This is a genomic window from Apilactobacillus kunkeei, assembly GCF_001421115.1.
In the GTDB taxonomy this organism is placed as follows: Bacteria; Bacillota; Bacilli; order Lactobacillales; family Lactobacillaceae; genus Apilactobacillus; species Apilactobacillus kunkeei_F.
Genome location: NZ_JXCW01000001.1, coordinates 86,661 through 102,080 on the forward strand (window position 1 = coordinate 86,661; position 15,420 = coordinate 102,080).

General features: G+C 39.0%; 11 protein-coding genes and 1 rRNA gene. 3 read left to right on the forward strand and 9 right to left on the reverse strand.

Features of this window, described 5'->3' with window-relative positions:
* The first annotated feature begins 21 nt into the window (after nucleotides 1-21).
* Both rrf and RZ55_RS00380 read left to right on the forward strand, forming a co-directional pair.
* Nucleotides 22-138: ribosomal RNA gene (rrf, locus tag RZ55_RS00375) — 5S ribosomal RNA — on the forward strand.
* Nucleotides 139-444: 306 nt separating this feature from the next.
* Entirely contained in the window at nucleotides 445-1,716 is a 1,272-nt protein-coding gene (locus RZ55_RS00380) for a cation:dicarboxylate symporter family transporter (protein WP_034531015.1), read from the forward strand.
* An 865-nt stretch (nucleotides 1,717-2,581) separates the two neighbouring features.
* Here RZ55_RS00380 and RZ55_RS00385 read toward each other — a convergent pair.
* The 3 genes from RZ55_RS00385 to zwf form a co-directional block, all read right to left on the reverse strand.
* A complete protein-coding gene (locus tag RZ55_RS00385) occupies nucleotides 2,582-4,129 on the reverse strand; it encodes a multicopper oxidase family protein (protein ID WP_057175438.1) in 1,548 nt (515 codons plus the stop codon).
* Between the two features lie 141 nt (nucleotides 4,130-4,270).
* A complete protein-coding gene (gndA, locus tag RZ55_RS00390) occupies nucleotides 4,271-5,710 on the reverse strand; it encodes an NADP-dependent phosphogluconate dehydrogenase (protein ID WP_034531023.1) in 1,440 nt (479 codons plus the stop codon).
* 81 nt (nucleotides 5,711-5,791) lie between these two features.
* Nucleotides 5,792-7,273, reverse strand: a complete 1,482-nt coding sequence (gene zwf, locus RZ55_RS00395) for a glucose-6-phosphate dehydrogenase (protein ID WP_057175439.1) — start codon at nucleotides 7,271-7,273, stop codon at nucleotides 5,792-5,794.
* Nucleotides 7,274-7,513: 240 nt separating this feature from the next.
* On the opposite strand from zwf, the gene RZ55_RS00400 reads away from it, so the two are divergent.
* Complete coding sequence (locus RZ55_RS00400) at nucleotides 7,514-8,689, forward strand: MFS transporter (protein WP_057175440.1); 1,176 nt, start codon at nucleotides 7,514-7,516, stop codon at nucleotides 8,687-8,689.
* Nucleotides 8,690-8,732: 43 nt separating this feature from the next.
* Here the strand turns inward: RZ55_RS00400 and nrdI are convergent, their stop codons facing one another.
* The 6 genes from nrdI to RZ55_RS00430 form a co-directional block, all read right to left on the reverse strand.
* Nucleotides 8,733-9,188 (reverse strand): class Ib ribonucleoside-diphosphate reductase assembly flavoprotein NrdI, encoded by a 456-nt coding sequence (gene nrdI / locus RZ55_RS00405; RefSeq protein WP_057175441.1) that lies wholly within the window; start codon nucleotides 9,186-9,188, stop codon nucleotides 8,733-8,735.
* A gap of 72 nt (nucleotides 9,189-9,260) precedes the next feature.
* Nucleotides 9,261-10,652 carry a hemolysin family protein gene (locus RZ55_RS00410; RefSeq protein ID WP_034531027.1) on the reverse strand — a complete coding sequence of 464 codons (1,392 nt, stop codon included), beginning with the start codon at nucleotides 10,650-10,652 and terminating at the stop codon, nucleotides 9,261-9,263.
* 168 nt (nucleotides 10,653-10,820) lie between these two features.
* On the reverse strand, nucleotides 10,821-11,759 hold the full coding sequence (locus RZ55_RS00415; protein ID WP_057175442.1) for a restriction endonuclease: 939 nt from the start codon (nucleotides 11,757-11,759) through the stop codon (nucleotides 10,821-10,823).
* 133 nt (nucleotides 11,760-11,892) lie between these two features.
* Nucleotides 11,893-12,858, reverse strand: a complete 966-nt coding sequence (locus tag RZ55_RS00420; protein ID WP_057175443.1) for a glycosyltransferase family 2 protein — start codon at nucleotides 12,856-12,858, stop codon at nucleotides 11,893-11,895.
* A 14-nt stretch (nucleotides 12,859-12,872) separates the two neighbouring features.
* On the reverse strand, nucleotides 12,873-15,020 hold the full coding sequence (locus RZ55_RS00425; protein ID WP_057175444.1) for an ArnT family glycosyltransferase: 2,148 nt from the start codon (nucleotides 15,018-15,020) through the stop codon (nucleotides 12,873-12,875).
* Nucleotides 15,013-15,414, reverse strand: a complete 402-nt coding sequence (locus RZ55_RS00430; RefSeq protein ID WP_057175445.1) for a GtrA family protein — start codon at nucleotides 15,412-15,414, stop codon at nucleotides 15,013-15,015. Before RZ55_RS00430 ends, RZ55_RS00425 begins: the two co-directional genes overlap by 8 nt.
* Nucleotides 15,415-15,420: the final 6 nt, after the last annotated feature.

Below are 15,420 nucleotides of genomic sequence, written 5' to 3' on the forward strand. Positions count from 1 at the left end.
GAAGTTCTTTCAGATAAATAGTGTGGTGGCGATAGCTAGAAGGATACACCTGTTCCCATGCCGAACACAGAAGTTAAGCTTCTAAACGCCAATAGTAGTTGAGGGATCGCCCTCTGCAAGGGTAGGAAGTCGCCGCGCAATTTATAAAAGAGTTACCGTTTGGTAGCTCTTTTTTTGTACATTCAAAACGATAGATTACTTTTTATGATAGAATTAAAGAGGTGTGCTGATTATACTTGATTAACTGCAGGATTTGAATGGAGATAGAGATATTTCGTTAATTCAAGGGCACACCATAATGTTAATATCTGAATTACTATCGTAAAACTACATAAAATAGTTTGTTTTTTATCGTTATTTAGGTACATTTTCATTATTAACCGGGGATATTATTCGTGATTTATGATAAAATTATATTAATACATATTAAGGAGAGGCTTCGTGATGAAGAAATTTAAGATAACACTAGGATGGCAAATCCTGATTGGTTTAATTTTAGGTATCATCCTAGGTCTAGTGTTCTACAAGAACGCTACCGCAATTACTGCAATGCAAAGTGTTGGTACAATGTTCATTCGTTTGATTCAAATGATCGTTGTCCCAATCGTTGTTTCATGTTTAACTGTTGGGATTGCCAACATTGGTGATATCCATAAGTTAGGCCGTATCGGTGGAAAGACCATTCTATACTTCGAAATTATGACTACAATTGCCATTGTTTTAGGTTTAGTTGTTGGTAATGTTTTCCATCCTGGTGACTTCATTAACGTGCATTCATTACACGCTACTGATATTACCCAATACATGACTACAGCAAAGACTGCTAACCACACTGGAATATGGGGTACTTTAATTAACCTAATTCCGGTAAACGTATTTAACTCAATTGCTTCTGGTGATATGATGCCAATCATCGTATTCTCAGTATTCTTTGGTTTAGGTACTGCTGCTGTTGGTGAAAAGGGTAAGATTATCGTTGATTTCTTAAACGCCGTTTCACAAGTAATGTTCAAGATTACTGGTTGGATTATGAAGTTATCACCAATTGGTGTCTGTGCATTAATTGGTGTTACTCTAGCTGAACTTGGTGTTTCTGCATTAGCTCCACTAAGTTACTTCGTTTTATTAACTTATCTAACAATGATTGTATTCGTACTTGTTGTTATGGGACTGGCTGCTAGAATCTTTGGTTTTAAGATTACTGATCTTCTAAAGGTTGTTAAAGAAGAAGCCGTATTAGCATTCTCAACTGCCAGTTCAGAAGCTGCACTACCAAGAAGTATCGATAAGATGACTAAGTTTGGTGTTAGCCCATCAATCGTTTCATTCGTAATCCCAACCGGGTACACATTTAACCTTGATGGTTCAGCAATTTACCAATCACTTGCTGCATTATTCCTAGCTCAAGCCTACGGAATTCACCTAAGCATTGGTCAACAACTTACTTTACTTGTTGCCCTAATGATTACTTCAAAGGGTATGGCCGGTGTTCCTGGTGCTTCATTCGTTGTGCTATTAGCAACCGTTTCAACTGTTGGTATTCCAGTTTCTGGTTTAACATTCATTGCCGGAATTGACCGTTTCATCGATATGGCTAGAACAGCAGTTAACGTTATCGGTAACTCACTAGCAACTGTGATTATCGGTAAGTCTGAAAAAGAATTCGATCCTGAAAAAGAAGCTAAATATCTAAAATCAATCGGCATTCATAAATAATTAGACCATACTGAAAACTAAAAAACGGCATTTTTAACTAATTATCATCTCGCTTATGTAATTAATCATAAAGATTACTGTAAGCCCACAGAGGCTAAAAATAGCTTTTATTTGATTAGAAATTATAGATGTAACTTACTTATTTCAAAAGTGTAAATAAAAAGACCGAATCAATATGATCCGGTCTTTTTTCTCGTGTTTAACACAAGAAAAGAGACAACCTACAAAGTTGTCTCTTTTATAATTAATATTGATAACAGATAAGTAGCAATTACTTTGGCGTAAACCCACGTCCCCGTGGACTCAACGAAGATTTTTGTGTAATCTCATAATTACTCAGTTTATCTGTTCGTAAAATTTAGTAGTAGCATAAACTGTTGTCCATACCTCCCCAACTAGTTCCCTAGAAGGTGAAGCATCATCAAGCAATTATTAATATTTAATTTTAAATTACTGTTATTAGCTGCTAACATTTCACTGTTAATTAACGTTTCACCGTTAAGCATGCAGCTAAAGGATACTGAGATAACCAACAACAGTTAATTCTCCATCTAAATAATCTATATTGATTATGTTGATTTCGGGAAAATTAACTGTCAAAGGTCATCTCAATTCTATTTGTTTAGAATTGAAACAACTTCTGACATCAATTTTCCCTTGATAGAATGATCTTTCGACGCTCCTGGATCAAAAGTTAATTCAGTCATATGTTGTTCACTCCTTTTTTCTAGTTTTATTACAATGTTCATTGTACACCAATTATTATATTTTGACAACATTTCACTTATAAATTGATATAAATATTTTTCATCATCTAATCAAAATGCAAAGAGAACCTAATCATATCAATGATTAGGTTCTCTTTTTACATATTACAGTGATCCATATTTTCCATGTGGTCGTAACAAGACATACCACTTAAGTCGAGGTCTTCGACGGCAACACCACGTTCTTCGGCAAATGCCTTCATCAAGTCATCCATCTTAGTTAGGTGGAATTCTTGTGGGTGGTCTGGGTCATCGACTTGGATTTGCGCCATCATACCGCCATCTTCGTGTTCGATGATGTGGCAGTGATACATGAAGACGCCGGGGTGGTCGAACCATGCTTTGAAGCGAACTGTTTCGTCAGGGTTTACTCCGATGGTGTCCTTTAGACCAGTTTCATTAGGGTATGGGGCATGGCCATCTCTGTCTAATACTTCAAATTGGCAGCCATGCATGTGGAATGGATGGACCATTCCGTTTTCACAGTCGTTGGTGTTGGTAACTTCCCAGATTTCGCAGTTACCCATGGTTTGTTTGGCATCGATTCTTTCCATATCAAACTTCTTACCATCTAGGGCAACTTCTTCATCCATACCAGACATAACGACTTTTCGGACGGGTGTGTTCTCAGTAACTTTGGGTGTGTTCATTTCAAATAGGGTGTCAGGAATAACGCTGTTATCTTCTGCGAATTCATGGATTCTAAAATGCATGATGGGGACATCGTCAGAATATAGAACAACTTCATCACCTGGTTTGTATTGACCGAAATCAACGACAATTTCTTGTCTTTCGGCACAAGTAATCATTAGGTGGGTAAACTTAACTGGGTGGGTTAAGAGGCTACCATCACCTGCGATTTGGGTGAATTCAAGGTCGTCTGAGAAGTGCAAACGCCATTCACGACGGTTGGCACCATCTAGTAGACGAAGACGAACCTTTTGGGTGGTGACATCAAAGTATGGGTTAACTGTTCCGTTAATCATTGCTGTAGGACCTTGAACGCCATCAGGGTCGTAATCAGCCTTGTAATCCCATTGGTTATCTTCATGGAAACGACGATCTTGTAAGATAACGGGGATATCGTCGGCACCATAATTACGTGGGATTGGAAGGGTTGCTTCATGTTCATCCTTGACGACAACAGCGGTAGCTAGGCCATGCCAAACTTGTTCGGCGGTTGATGGGCATGGATGAGCATGCAACCAAAGGGTAGCTGCAGGTTGATCACACTTGAAATTTAAAACCTTACTTTCACCTGGGTAGACAGGGGTGTGACAACCACCATCGATATCACCGGGAACGTTTAAACCATGCCAGTGATAGGTAGTTAATTCAGGTAATTCGTTTTTAACAGTGACGTGAATGTTCTTACCACGTTTGAATAAAATGGTCTTACCTAGTAGTGCTTGATTGTATCCCCATGTCTTAGTGGCTTTACCGGGCATAATTTGTGCTTCACCAGCTTGTGAGGTAACTGTGTAGTACATGTCAGTATCGGTCTCTTTGTCAGGGGTAAGTAATTCTGGAACCTTTAACTTTTGTTGTTCCACGTTTGGTTCTTCCAAAGGAATGTAACCACCGTCGTGCGTGTTAAAAGCGGGTTCGTAAAAGAAATAATCTGTGTAGACTTTTTCGGTAGACATAAAAAATAACCTCTCTTTTTTCAAGATTGGTTATAGTATATTCCTGTTTATATTCATTTGCAATTAATAACCATTACAAACTAGTATGTATTAAAAAAGAGACGATTTAATCGTCTCTTTTTATTGTGATCAATAATTATATTATTGTTCAGTGTACCATGGGTAATGGAAGTTACCTTCACGGTCAGTACGTTCATAAGTGTGAGCACCGAAGTAGTCACGTTGTGCTTGTAGTAAGTTAGCAGGTAATACTTCAGCACGGTATGAATCGTAGTAGTTAACAGCTGCTGAAAGTGATGGAACTGGAATACCAGCCTTAGTTGCAAGAGCAACAACATCACGAGCATCTTGTTGGTACTTGTTAGCGATTTCTGAGAAGTATGGGTCTAACAATAGGTTAGTTAGGTTTTCATCCTTTTCGAAAGCGTCAGTAATGTTTTGTAGGAATTGGGCACGAATAATGCATCCTTCACGCCAGATTTGAGCTAGTTCACCGAACTTCAAGTTCCAGTCATATTGTTCTGAAGCGAAACGTAGTTGTTCGAAACCTTGAGCGTAACTCATAATCTTACCGAAGTATAGAGCCTTACGTACACGTTCTACTAAGTCCTTCTTTTCGTCATCGTTGATGATGTCTGAAGCCTTAGGACCGTTTAATACCTTAGCTGCTGCAAGACGTTCGTCTTTTAGCATTGAGATGAAACGAGCGTAAACTGATTCAGTGATAACTGATTGGTCAGTACCAACTTCCATGGCATCTTCTGATGACCACTTACCAGTACCCTTGTTAGCACCACGGTCTAAGATCATGTCAACGATAGGCTTGCTCTTGTCAGCACCTAAATCGTCTTTTCTAGTTAAGATATCAGCAGTAATTTCGATTAGGTAACTGTTTAGTTCACCTTTGTTCCATTCCTTGAAGATATCAGCTAATTCGTCAATGTCGATACCGGCACCGTTACGAAGAATGTCGTAACTTTCGTCGATTAATTGTTCATCACCGTATTCAATACCGTTGTGAACCATCTTTACGTAGTGACCTGCACCGTTAGGTCCGATGTAAGCAACACATGGCTTACCATCGCTAGCCTTAGCAGCGATTTGAGTTAAAACAGGTTCAACTAGCTTGTATGCTTCTTTTTGACCACCAGGCATTAGTGATGGACCGTGTAAAGCACCTAGTTCACCACCAGAAACACCCATACCAATAAAGTTGATACCAGATGCATCTAGTCTAGCGTTTCTTTCGATTGTGTTATGGAAGTTAGTGTTACCACCATCAATTAAGATATCACCCTTATCTAATAAAGGTAATAGTGAGTCGATAGTTGCGTCAGTTGGCTTACCAGCCTTAACCATCATAACGATACGACGTGGAGTTTCTAGTGAGTTAACAAAATCTTCAACAGAGTAACTTGGTACCAAGTTCTTGTCTGCGTGATCCTTCATTACCGCTTCAGTCTTTGAAGCTGAACGGTTAAAAATACCTACAGTGAAGCCGCGGCTTTCAATGTTAAGGGCTAAGTTCTTACCCATAACAGCCATTCCAACAACACCAATGTTTGCTTTTGAGTCAGCCATTATAAACCTTCCTTTTTAAAGAAAATTGTGTATAAATATACACTTAGATTTTAACATTTTAATGATTAAATGTCATATAAATTATTTTTTTGAGTTAAAAACCCAAGCTCTGCCATCACGAGCTAGTAATTCGTCGGCAGCATCAGGTCCCATTGAACCTGGTGTGTAGTTAGGGAAGTCTGGTTTGTCAGTATCCCAAACGTGTCTGATAACATCGGCGAATTCCCAAGCACGACTTACTTCGTCCCAACTGGCAAAGTTAGTAGCGTTACCTAAGATAGCATCGTGGATTAAACGTTCGTATGGTTCTGGAGTAGCAGCCTTTTCTTCATCACTTTGAGTGTGAGTTAAGTCTAGTGGTTGCATTTCCATACCTTGACCAGCTTGCTTTCCGTTTAGACGTAGGATGATCTTGTTAACAGGGTCTACGAATAAAGTAAGCACGTTGTTTTTTAATTCGCTTTCAGTTCCTTTAGCAGCTGCAAAGATGTCTACTAGGGGTTTCTTGAATACAACATCGATTCTAGTAAACTTGTCAGTTAGCATCTTACCAGTTCTGATGTAGAAAGGAACGTTCTTCCAACGTTTGTTTTCGAACAATACTTTACCGGCAACGTAAGTTTCGGTAATTGAATCGTTAGGAACGTTGTCTTCGTGACGGTAATCTCTTTGGTCACCGTTTGCACCATATTGTCCACGAACGAAGTTTTGACGAGCTTCGTCTTCAGTGTAAACATGCATGCTTCTTAGTGCACGAATCTTTTCTCTGCGGATGTCTACGTCCTTGAATGAAATAGGGTCTTCCATTGCAAGAATAGTAAGCATTTGCATAGTGTGGTTTTGTACCATATCACGTAGGGCACCAGAACCATCATAGTATCCGGCACGTTCTTCAACACCTAGCTTTTCAGCAAGGGTTACTTGAATGTTGTCAATGTACTTGTTGTTCCAAATACCTTCAATTAGTGGGTTACCAAAACGTAATGCAATAATGTTTTGAACCATTTCTTTACCCAAGTAATGATCAATTCTGTAAACTTGGTTTTCGTTAAATGATTTAGCCAAAGCATTGTTTAATTCTTCAGCTGTGTCGTAGTCACGTCCGAATGGTTTTTCGATAATTAAACGGTTGAAACCGCCATTGTCTGATAAACAATTGTGGGCTTTTAAGTTTTTAGCTACAGTTCCAAAGAAGTTAGGAGCCATGGAAATGTAGAAGATACGATTTCCTTCAATATCATATTGTTGGTCTAACTTGTTTGCGTAGTCACTTAATGCGTCGTAATGTTCTGGATTAGTTACGTCGTGTGACATGTAGTAAAAATGACTAGCGAAAGCTTTTGCTTGTTCTTCGCTGTCAGCGTTGGCACTTACAGAGTCCAAGATTACTTCGCGGAACTTTTCGTCGCTCCATTCACGACGACCAGTACCGATTAATGCAAAGTGATCGTTATCTACGTAACCTTTTTTGTATAGGTTAAAAATAGATGGATATAATTTACGTTTAGCTAGGTCACCTGTTGCACCAAAAAGCATGAACAAGGCACGAGTTGCTGTTGCCAATTACCGTCACTCCTTATAGAAAAATTTTAACGAATCAAATGAAATATATTTCATTTTCGGTTAATAATACAAGGCTATTATATAACACCATGCTAAATTAAAAAAGTGTTTTTAATCCATAGCACAAAAGAAATGTAAACGCTTTACTAAAATTTAATAATTTAAACATCTCTTAATGGATATTATGCTCTCAAATGAATTATAATTGTTGTTAGAACATTTGAATAAGGGGGAGGATTCATGAAGAAAAGAACAGAATTAGGACTTCGTTTAGTATTTTTCTATTCACTACTGTTAAATTCCGGTGCTGCATTCATGTGGCCACTAGTAACGATGTATATCGATGACTACTTACATAAGTCACTACTAGTGTCGGGGGTATCATTACTATTTATTTCCGGTTTTACCATTATTGGTAATTACATCGGGGGTTATTTATTTGATCATTGGTCAGCGTATAAAGCAGCCTTGATTGGTATTACCGTCTCGACGGCCGCCATTTTAGCATTAATTTTCTTTCATGGATGGCCTACCTTTGCGATTCTAATGGTAGTTTTAGGATTTGGAGATGGGATTAACCTAACGCTTCTAAACTCATATGCTACCAACGTTAAGAGTAAGGACACCAGAACGGTATTCAACATCCTATATGTTGGATTAAACATCGGGGTCGTAATCGGAACTGCGATGGTTGGATACCTACTAAAATACGGTGTCACCATTGTCTTTATGACCGCAGCGGTATTTTACATCTTGCTATGGTTGCTTACTTTTGTATACTTCAACATCGACTTTTCAGACTACGATAACAGTATTCCAAAAGAAGAAATCAAGGAAGAAAAAGAGGGGATTTTAAAGTCCAATGTTCGACTAATCTATCCAATCTGTATCATGGTATTTACCGTCTACTTGAGTTATACATTGTGGGAAAGCGTCATGTCAGTCCACATGGTTAGAATGGGGATTCCGTTTGAAGCATACTCAATGCTTTGGACAGTAAATGGTCTAATGATTGTATTTGGACAACCTATATTAAATTACGTAAGTAAACGACTAAAAATTCATTTAAATCACCAAGTTTTCTTGGGAGTATTTATCTTCGCAATTTCGTTTTTCTTCCTAGTTTACGCAAAGACTTTCCCAGTCTTTTTAGCCATCATGATTTTCCTAACATTTGGTGAAATGCTGGGACTACCTGATGTGCCTGCATGGATTGATCAACTATCAACCAAGTCGGAAAAGGGTAAGTACCAAGGGATGTTCAATGCGTTGATGTCAGCCGGACGTGCAATCAGTCCACTATTCGCCGGATTGTTTGTTGAAGACTTTGGCTACAATCCATTGTTCATCTTCGTTACCGTCTTAATGCTAATCGCATTATTCGCGGTTATGATTATCAGTCGTAAAACAGAATAATCAAATTAAAAAAGGGTTCGTTTCGATATGAAACGAATCCTTTTTATTTATCGTATTTTTTTAATTCATCATAGACTCTGACCACGTCTCGATCAGTTCCACGAAGTTCAAAGTCGGTCACAAATGGTGCGTTGAATTGTTTAGCGTAACGTTTGGCAGTTAGACAGTATTGCTCGTTGAAGTTCTTGTTACCTGAACCGATAACCCCAATACAGTATTTAGCGTTGTCGTTGTAGTCGATATATTCGCCCAAAGTGTTGGTCATCATTTCTTTGACGCCGTTATCAATGCCGTTGCCGCCATCTAAGTAGGTAGGCACGAATGCGAAGAAATTGCCGGTTTCATCAGCGAAGTCTGATTGATCGGTGATTTCCTCTAACTCAATTAACGGGTTATTGTCGTCGTCATTATGTACGTTTTTAGCATATTCTTGTAAGTTGGTCACAAAGTTACGCGTGTTACCAGCCACTGAAATATATAGGATTCTAATTGGTTTCAATGTTTAGCTTCCTTTCAAGGCAAAATAAAAAATCTGTTAGAAATATATTCTAACAGATTTAAAAATTATATATTAGTCTTTACTTTCTTCATCTTTTTGTTCTTCAGAAGATTTTTCGGCCATAGCCTCGTGGTTATCACGTAAATCGTCTACTTCGAATAAATCGATAAATGAGTTTTCAAAGTGTAATACCTTAAATGTGAAGGTATCTACCTTGAATTCTGTACCAGGTTTGATTTGAATACCTGGGTTGTTGTCGATAAAGTAACCGGAAAGGGTAACACTATCTGATTTGCTGAAGTCTTTGATTTCAGTCTTGAAGTAACGTTCAAAATCATAAGTAGTCATCTTACCACTTACTTGGTAAGTACCCTTAGGTTGCTTGAAGACATATTCATTGGTTGCTGGATCGATTTCGTCTCGAACAGTACCGAATAGTTCTTCATAAATATCTTTATCAGTAATAATACCTGAAGTACCACCATATTCATCAACTACGACAACAATAGGAGTTCTCATAGTAATCATCTTTTGAAGCACTTCAGTAATCTTCATTGTTTCAGGAACAGTTCCAATATCACGGATTAGACGTTCAACTGGAATGTTTGAGTTCACTCTTGATTGACGAACAAGGTCGTAACAGTAAACGTAACCTAGAATGTTATCTTTGTTGTTATCGATAACAACTGGAATACGACTGAATTTTGATTGTAGGTATACTGTGATGGCATCGTCTACTAAAGTATTGATGTCCATAACAGTCAATTGAGTTCTATCAATCATGATGTCCTTGGCAACTTTATCGTTAAAGTCGAAGGCACGTTGCATGTATAGGTAATCGTATTTTTCAAGATCACCATTTTCAACGGCTTCCTTTGAGATACTTAGGATTTCAGCTTGTGACATTGATTCGTCACTTTCGTCTGTCATCTTAAGACCCATTAACTTAACAACACCAGCGGCACTGACGTTGATAGCCCAAACACCAGGATAGAAAATTGTGTGGAAGTAATGAAGTGGAGTAGCCACGTAACCTAGAATTCTTCTAGGCATGGCGATACTGATGTTCTTAGGAACAACTTCAGTAAATACCACTTCTAAATAGGTAAGAATCAAGATACCAATTACACCACCAATGGCGTGAGCGGTACCAGCAGTGACCCATCCAGATTTTAATTCAAGTAAATCAAAAATGGCGTCAACGATAAGACTTTCACCAACCCAACCCATGATGATACCACAGACGGATACACCCACTTGGGTGGTTGATAAATAGTCATTTAGGTTAGTGATCATGTGCATTTCACGAGCAAGCTTCTTTGACTTACCCTTATTTTCTTCTTCTTCTTCCAACATACTGTATCTGGTTTGCACTAAGGCAAATTCACAGGCAACAAAGTAAGCGGCGAAGAAGAATGCAATCAATACAATAACGATTTGAAAGAATATCGCACCACTATCCAACAGAACATTCCCCGTTTCTTAATAAAATTTATATAATGTCTACATTATACCTTTTATGTTTATTTTTTTTAAGTAATTTAATGAATATAATAACCTATTTTCACTAAAAAAGATTTAAAAAAGTGAAACTTTAGACAAAAATTTAACATTTATTCTACATATATAGTGTTACACATTTGCCTCAGCAATTAAACTAGCTAGCTTATCTCTGTTCCATAGGTCGATGTCTAACTTCTCGCTCGCTGAGATGGCGTGAGGGGTGAAGTAGCTGTTGGTAATGACCACGGCCTTTTTACAATTGTAGTAACTGCGCCCTGAGTTGGCCTCTTGGACCGCCTTGATGCCGACGGGACTGGCGTATAGTTTGCATTGAAATACATAACTGGTGTCGCCATTTTTGGCGTAGACATCGACACCGAAGTCGCTGCTTCCCTGAGTGCGTTTGATGTCTGAGAAACCAAGTGCCTTAAGCAAGTCACAAGTAAAGGTCTCAAACTGATAACCGTCGAAGTTATCAATTGTGGCCAGTTTTTGTTTGGACTGATAATCCATAAATGATTGATACTCGTCTGTAACATGGGCGTCTGCTAGTTTATCCTTTTGGTCTTGGAGGCGTTTGATGTCTTCTACTAGACTATTGTATTGAGTGTTTAACTCATTTAGTTGTTGGTATTTGATGTTGAGCTCATTGATTTGCTTGCTTAACTGATTACGGTAGGCCTTTTGTGATTCAATGCGCTCGTTCATCTCGTCTAATTGACGTTTTAACATCGACAGTTCGTTTAAATATGGCGTGGATTGTGCCTGATATTGCTGTCTGGAGATATCGACAGCTCGATTTTGATACGTCATCTGGTTTGAAACGACATGTGTCTTTTTAAACGTATATGTTTGATGACGACTGAGATTGTTTTTAATGGTTTTAATAAAATGTTTGTCTGATTTTGGTAGGATGCAGTAGCCAGTGACTAGCAGGGTGAATGCAATGCACAGTGCTGTCAGCTGATTGTAAACGTTTGATAGGTGCATCATGGCTACCACGATGTCGATAATTTTCAATGTAATTAGGATACATATAAATCGACGAATGAAGTGACTGATTTTCACGTCTAAACTTCCTTTTTAAGATTTAATAATAACCCTATTTTATCAGATTTGACGCGGTTTCTCTATGTTTTTAAGAACGTTTGTTCTATATAAACGCAAAAAAATCCCCCGGTATAATACCGAGGGATTTTTCTTAGCCATGTTGTTTCTTTATCGTGGCGATGTTTCCGGGATGGTTATTGAATCCGTAAGAGTTAGAAACGACATATTGAGGACGATGTTTGGAAGCATCAAAAGTGCGGTATAGATAATCACCGATTATGCCCAGCGCAAGCATGATCATTCCTGATAGGACACACATTAAAGAGATTGCGAATGTAAGTGTCGAGATACCAGTGAAGATGGTGACTAATCCATAAATGATTCCAGCGATAATACTGATGAAACCGATATAATTTACTATCTTGAGGGGGATTGCGGAGAATGAGGTGATTCCATCAGACGCTAGTCTAATCATTTTATTTAGGGGGTATTTTGTGACTCCCGCATTTCGTTCTTGTCGTTCATAAGTTACGGCTGTTTGCTTAAAACCAACCCACGAAACAAGGCCACGAACGAATGGCTCAGGTTCGTTTAATTTGGAAAGTGCATCAACCACTTTACGATCCATTAGGCGAAAGTCACCGGTATCAAGGGGGATATCGACGTTGGCGATTTTACGCATTACGCGGTAGAAGGCTTTCGCAGAGAAACGTTTGAAGAAGGATTCGCCTTCACGGATAAGGCGTTTTCCATAGACAACGTCAAAGCCTTCTTGCCACTTTTCAATCATGTTAGGGATAACAGAGGGGGGATCTTGTAAATCCGCATCCATGACGACAACCGCATCACCTTTGGCATATCGAATGCCGGCGGTAATTGCTAGTTGGTGACCGAAGTTTCTTGAAAATTCGACCAATCTAATGTTTTCGTATTGTGATTGTGCGTGACGGATAATATCTACGCTTGAATCGACAGAGCCGTCATCCACAAAGATAATTTCGTAAGTTTCAATTTGGCATTCCACGAAGTTTTCTAAGACTTCGATGGTGTTTTTGATGCCAGCTTCTTCATTGTAAACGGGGAGAACAATGGAGATTTTGTTAGTTTTATTTGGCATGAGACACCTCCAGATTAATAAATGCTGGAAAGGTCATATAAGGTACCGTTGCTCATGTTAGATGGTCCACCACCCATGTTCATTGATTGCTTACCACTAGGTTTGGCCATCTTAGCAGATGCGCCTTTCTTCATGGTGAAGCTCATTGAATTGGATGAAGAAGTAGTAGTGCTGGTTGAACCACCATATTCACTTGCGCTGACCTTCTTAGCATGTTTCTTGATCCAGTTAACAATTGTGCTGTTAGTAGAACCTGACTTACCTTCATCTAGGTAGTATTTAACTTGTCCAGATTTTACTAATTGCTTGAATTTGCTTAATGTCATAGCAGGGTCAGTTCCGTTGAAACCACCCATTGCCATAACGGCTTTCTTGGTTTTAATAATATATGGAGCAGCAGTGCCAGAATCTGCGGTTGCAAATAGGTACTTGGCATTGCCTTGGTGCTTAGTTAAATAGTTCAACAATTTGGTATTAACTGTTCCGTTACCAATTCCACCTGAGTTATTACCACCACTGGTTAAGAGATCGGGACCAGCGGTTGGAATAGCTGCAGATTCTTTAGCAAGGGTAGGGGTTAATGACCAGAAACTAGGTGCTACTGCAATTGATAGTAGACCTACGATAACGATAGCCTTTCCGGCAGGTTTAGCTTTGAAGACAAGTAATAAGATACTTGCTAGAACTGCTACGACTAGGATTAATACACTTAACCATGCGTAGTAGCTTGATACATACCATGCTTGTAGTCCGGCAGTAACAACGATTGCTAGTGGTAGGAAGTATGCCTTGTAATTGTTTAGACCGAAACGTTTAAACAAGTCCAGCATAGCTGCTAACCCAAGTCCAGCAAGTGCTGCAATGGCGGGAGCTAACATGATGGTGTAGTAAGGATGGAAGAAACTAGCTACGGAGAAGAATCCGTAAACTGGAACTAACCAACCTGTCCATAAAACTGTGTGTTTTTGACGAGTAGTAAGTTGGTACCATTTACGCTTAGGATCAGCGAATCCGATGAATGCGGCAATCATACCGATAATGGAGAATGGTAATAACCAACTAATTTGTGGTCCTAAAGCTGATTGGAATAGGCGAAGTGGACCAGCAGTTCCGATGTTAAATGCACCACCCATGCCGCCTTTACCGTTCATCTTCATACCACCGCGGTGATTTCCGCCAGTAAAGTTACCACGAGATTTCATATTCTTAGAAGGGTTAAAATTACCCTTCTTGCCACTTGGTGGCGTCATCTTGTTGTTGCTGTTTGATTTGGTGTTACCACCAGGTTGGTTAGAACCCTTAGAAGAGTTATTACCCATACCCTTGAAGGCACCACCGGTACCAGTAGTTTGACCTAATAATCTTTGAGTACCGTTGTATCCAAAGGCTAGTTCTAATACTGAGTTGTGTTGTGATCCACCTTCATATGGACGATTATTAGCTGATGTCATATCAACTGATAGTGGCCATGATAGGGTGAATACGACTAAGGCGATTGTGGCAAGTGATAACTTACCAATCTTTTTCTTCCATGAATCTTTTGATGCTAACCAGTAGAAGATAAGCATTGCTGGAATAATCATGAAAGCTTGTAGCATTTTGATGTTAAACGCGAACCCGATGGTAGCAAAACTTCCGATTAACCAGTACATGTTGTGCTTGTTGATGGATTTTTGTAGCATCCAGATTGCTAACAATAGGAAGTAGATTAGAGTAGCATCCATATTGTTGGTACGAGAGTCAGCGACAACAATGGGGGTAATTGTCATTACTAACGCAGCGATTCTACCTGCGAAGCGACCAAAGTAAGGAGTTACTAGTCGATACATTAGGTAGACGGATCCGACACCGAATAATACTGATGGTAGGACCACACTGAAGTTTGAAACACCTAGGATTTTAGCTGAGATAGCCATGAACCATAGGGCAACAGGTGGTTTATCGACAGTGATGTATCCGGCTGAATCAAAACTGGCATACCAGAAGTTTTTAAAGCTCTGGGTCATACTAGTGATGGCGGAAGTATAGAAGTCGTTGGCAGAACCAGTCTTCCATGTTCCGTAACCGTACAAGCCTAATGCAATTAGGAGAATAATAGCTAACACCCAATCGACTTTATGTCGTTGGAAGAAGTTAGGTTTCTTGTCTGTCGGTTCATTCATTGGCAGATGCCTCCTTTAATTCAGTTTTTCTAAATACCCAATACTTACTTAAGAAGAAGTTAGTAGGCGTAGTGACTAGAAGCGTGATTAGGGGGATAATGTTGGCAATAACGTGGAAATAGTTACTTGCCACTTCTGTCACTAAGATACTTAAGGTCCATGTTAAAAGGTAAGTAAGGTAGTATTTAACGACGATCATCCAGTCATGGTTGGCTTTAAATACCCACTTTTGATTAATGGTTAGACCAATAATCGATGTAGTACCGTATCCAATCGCCATTGCAAAAGTAGGAGAAGTTGCTTTATACAACATTGAATAGATAAGATAAGTTAGAATAGTGTTGATTAGACCAACAATTCCGAATTTAAAAAACTGCCGCAAAATATTTATCATGGTTGG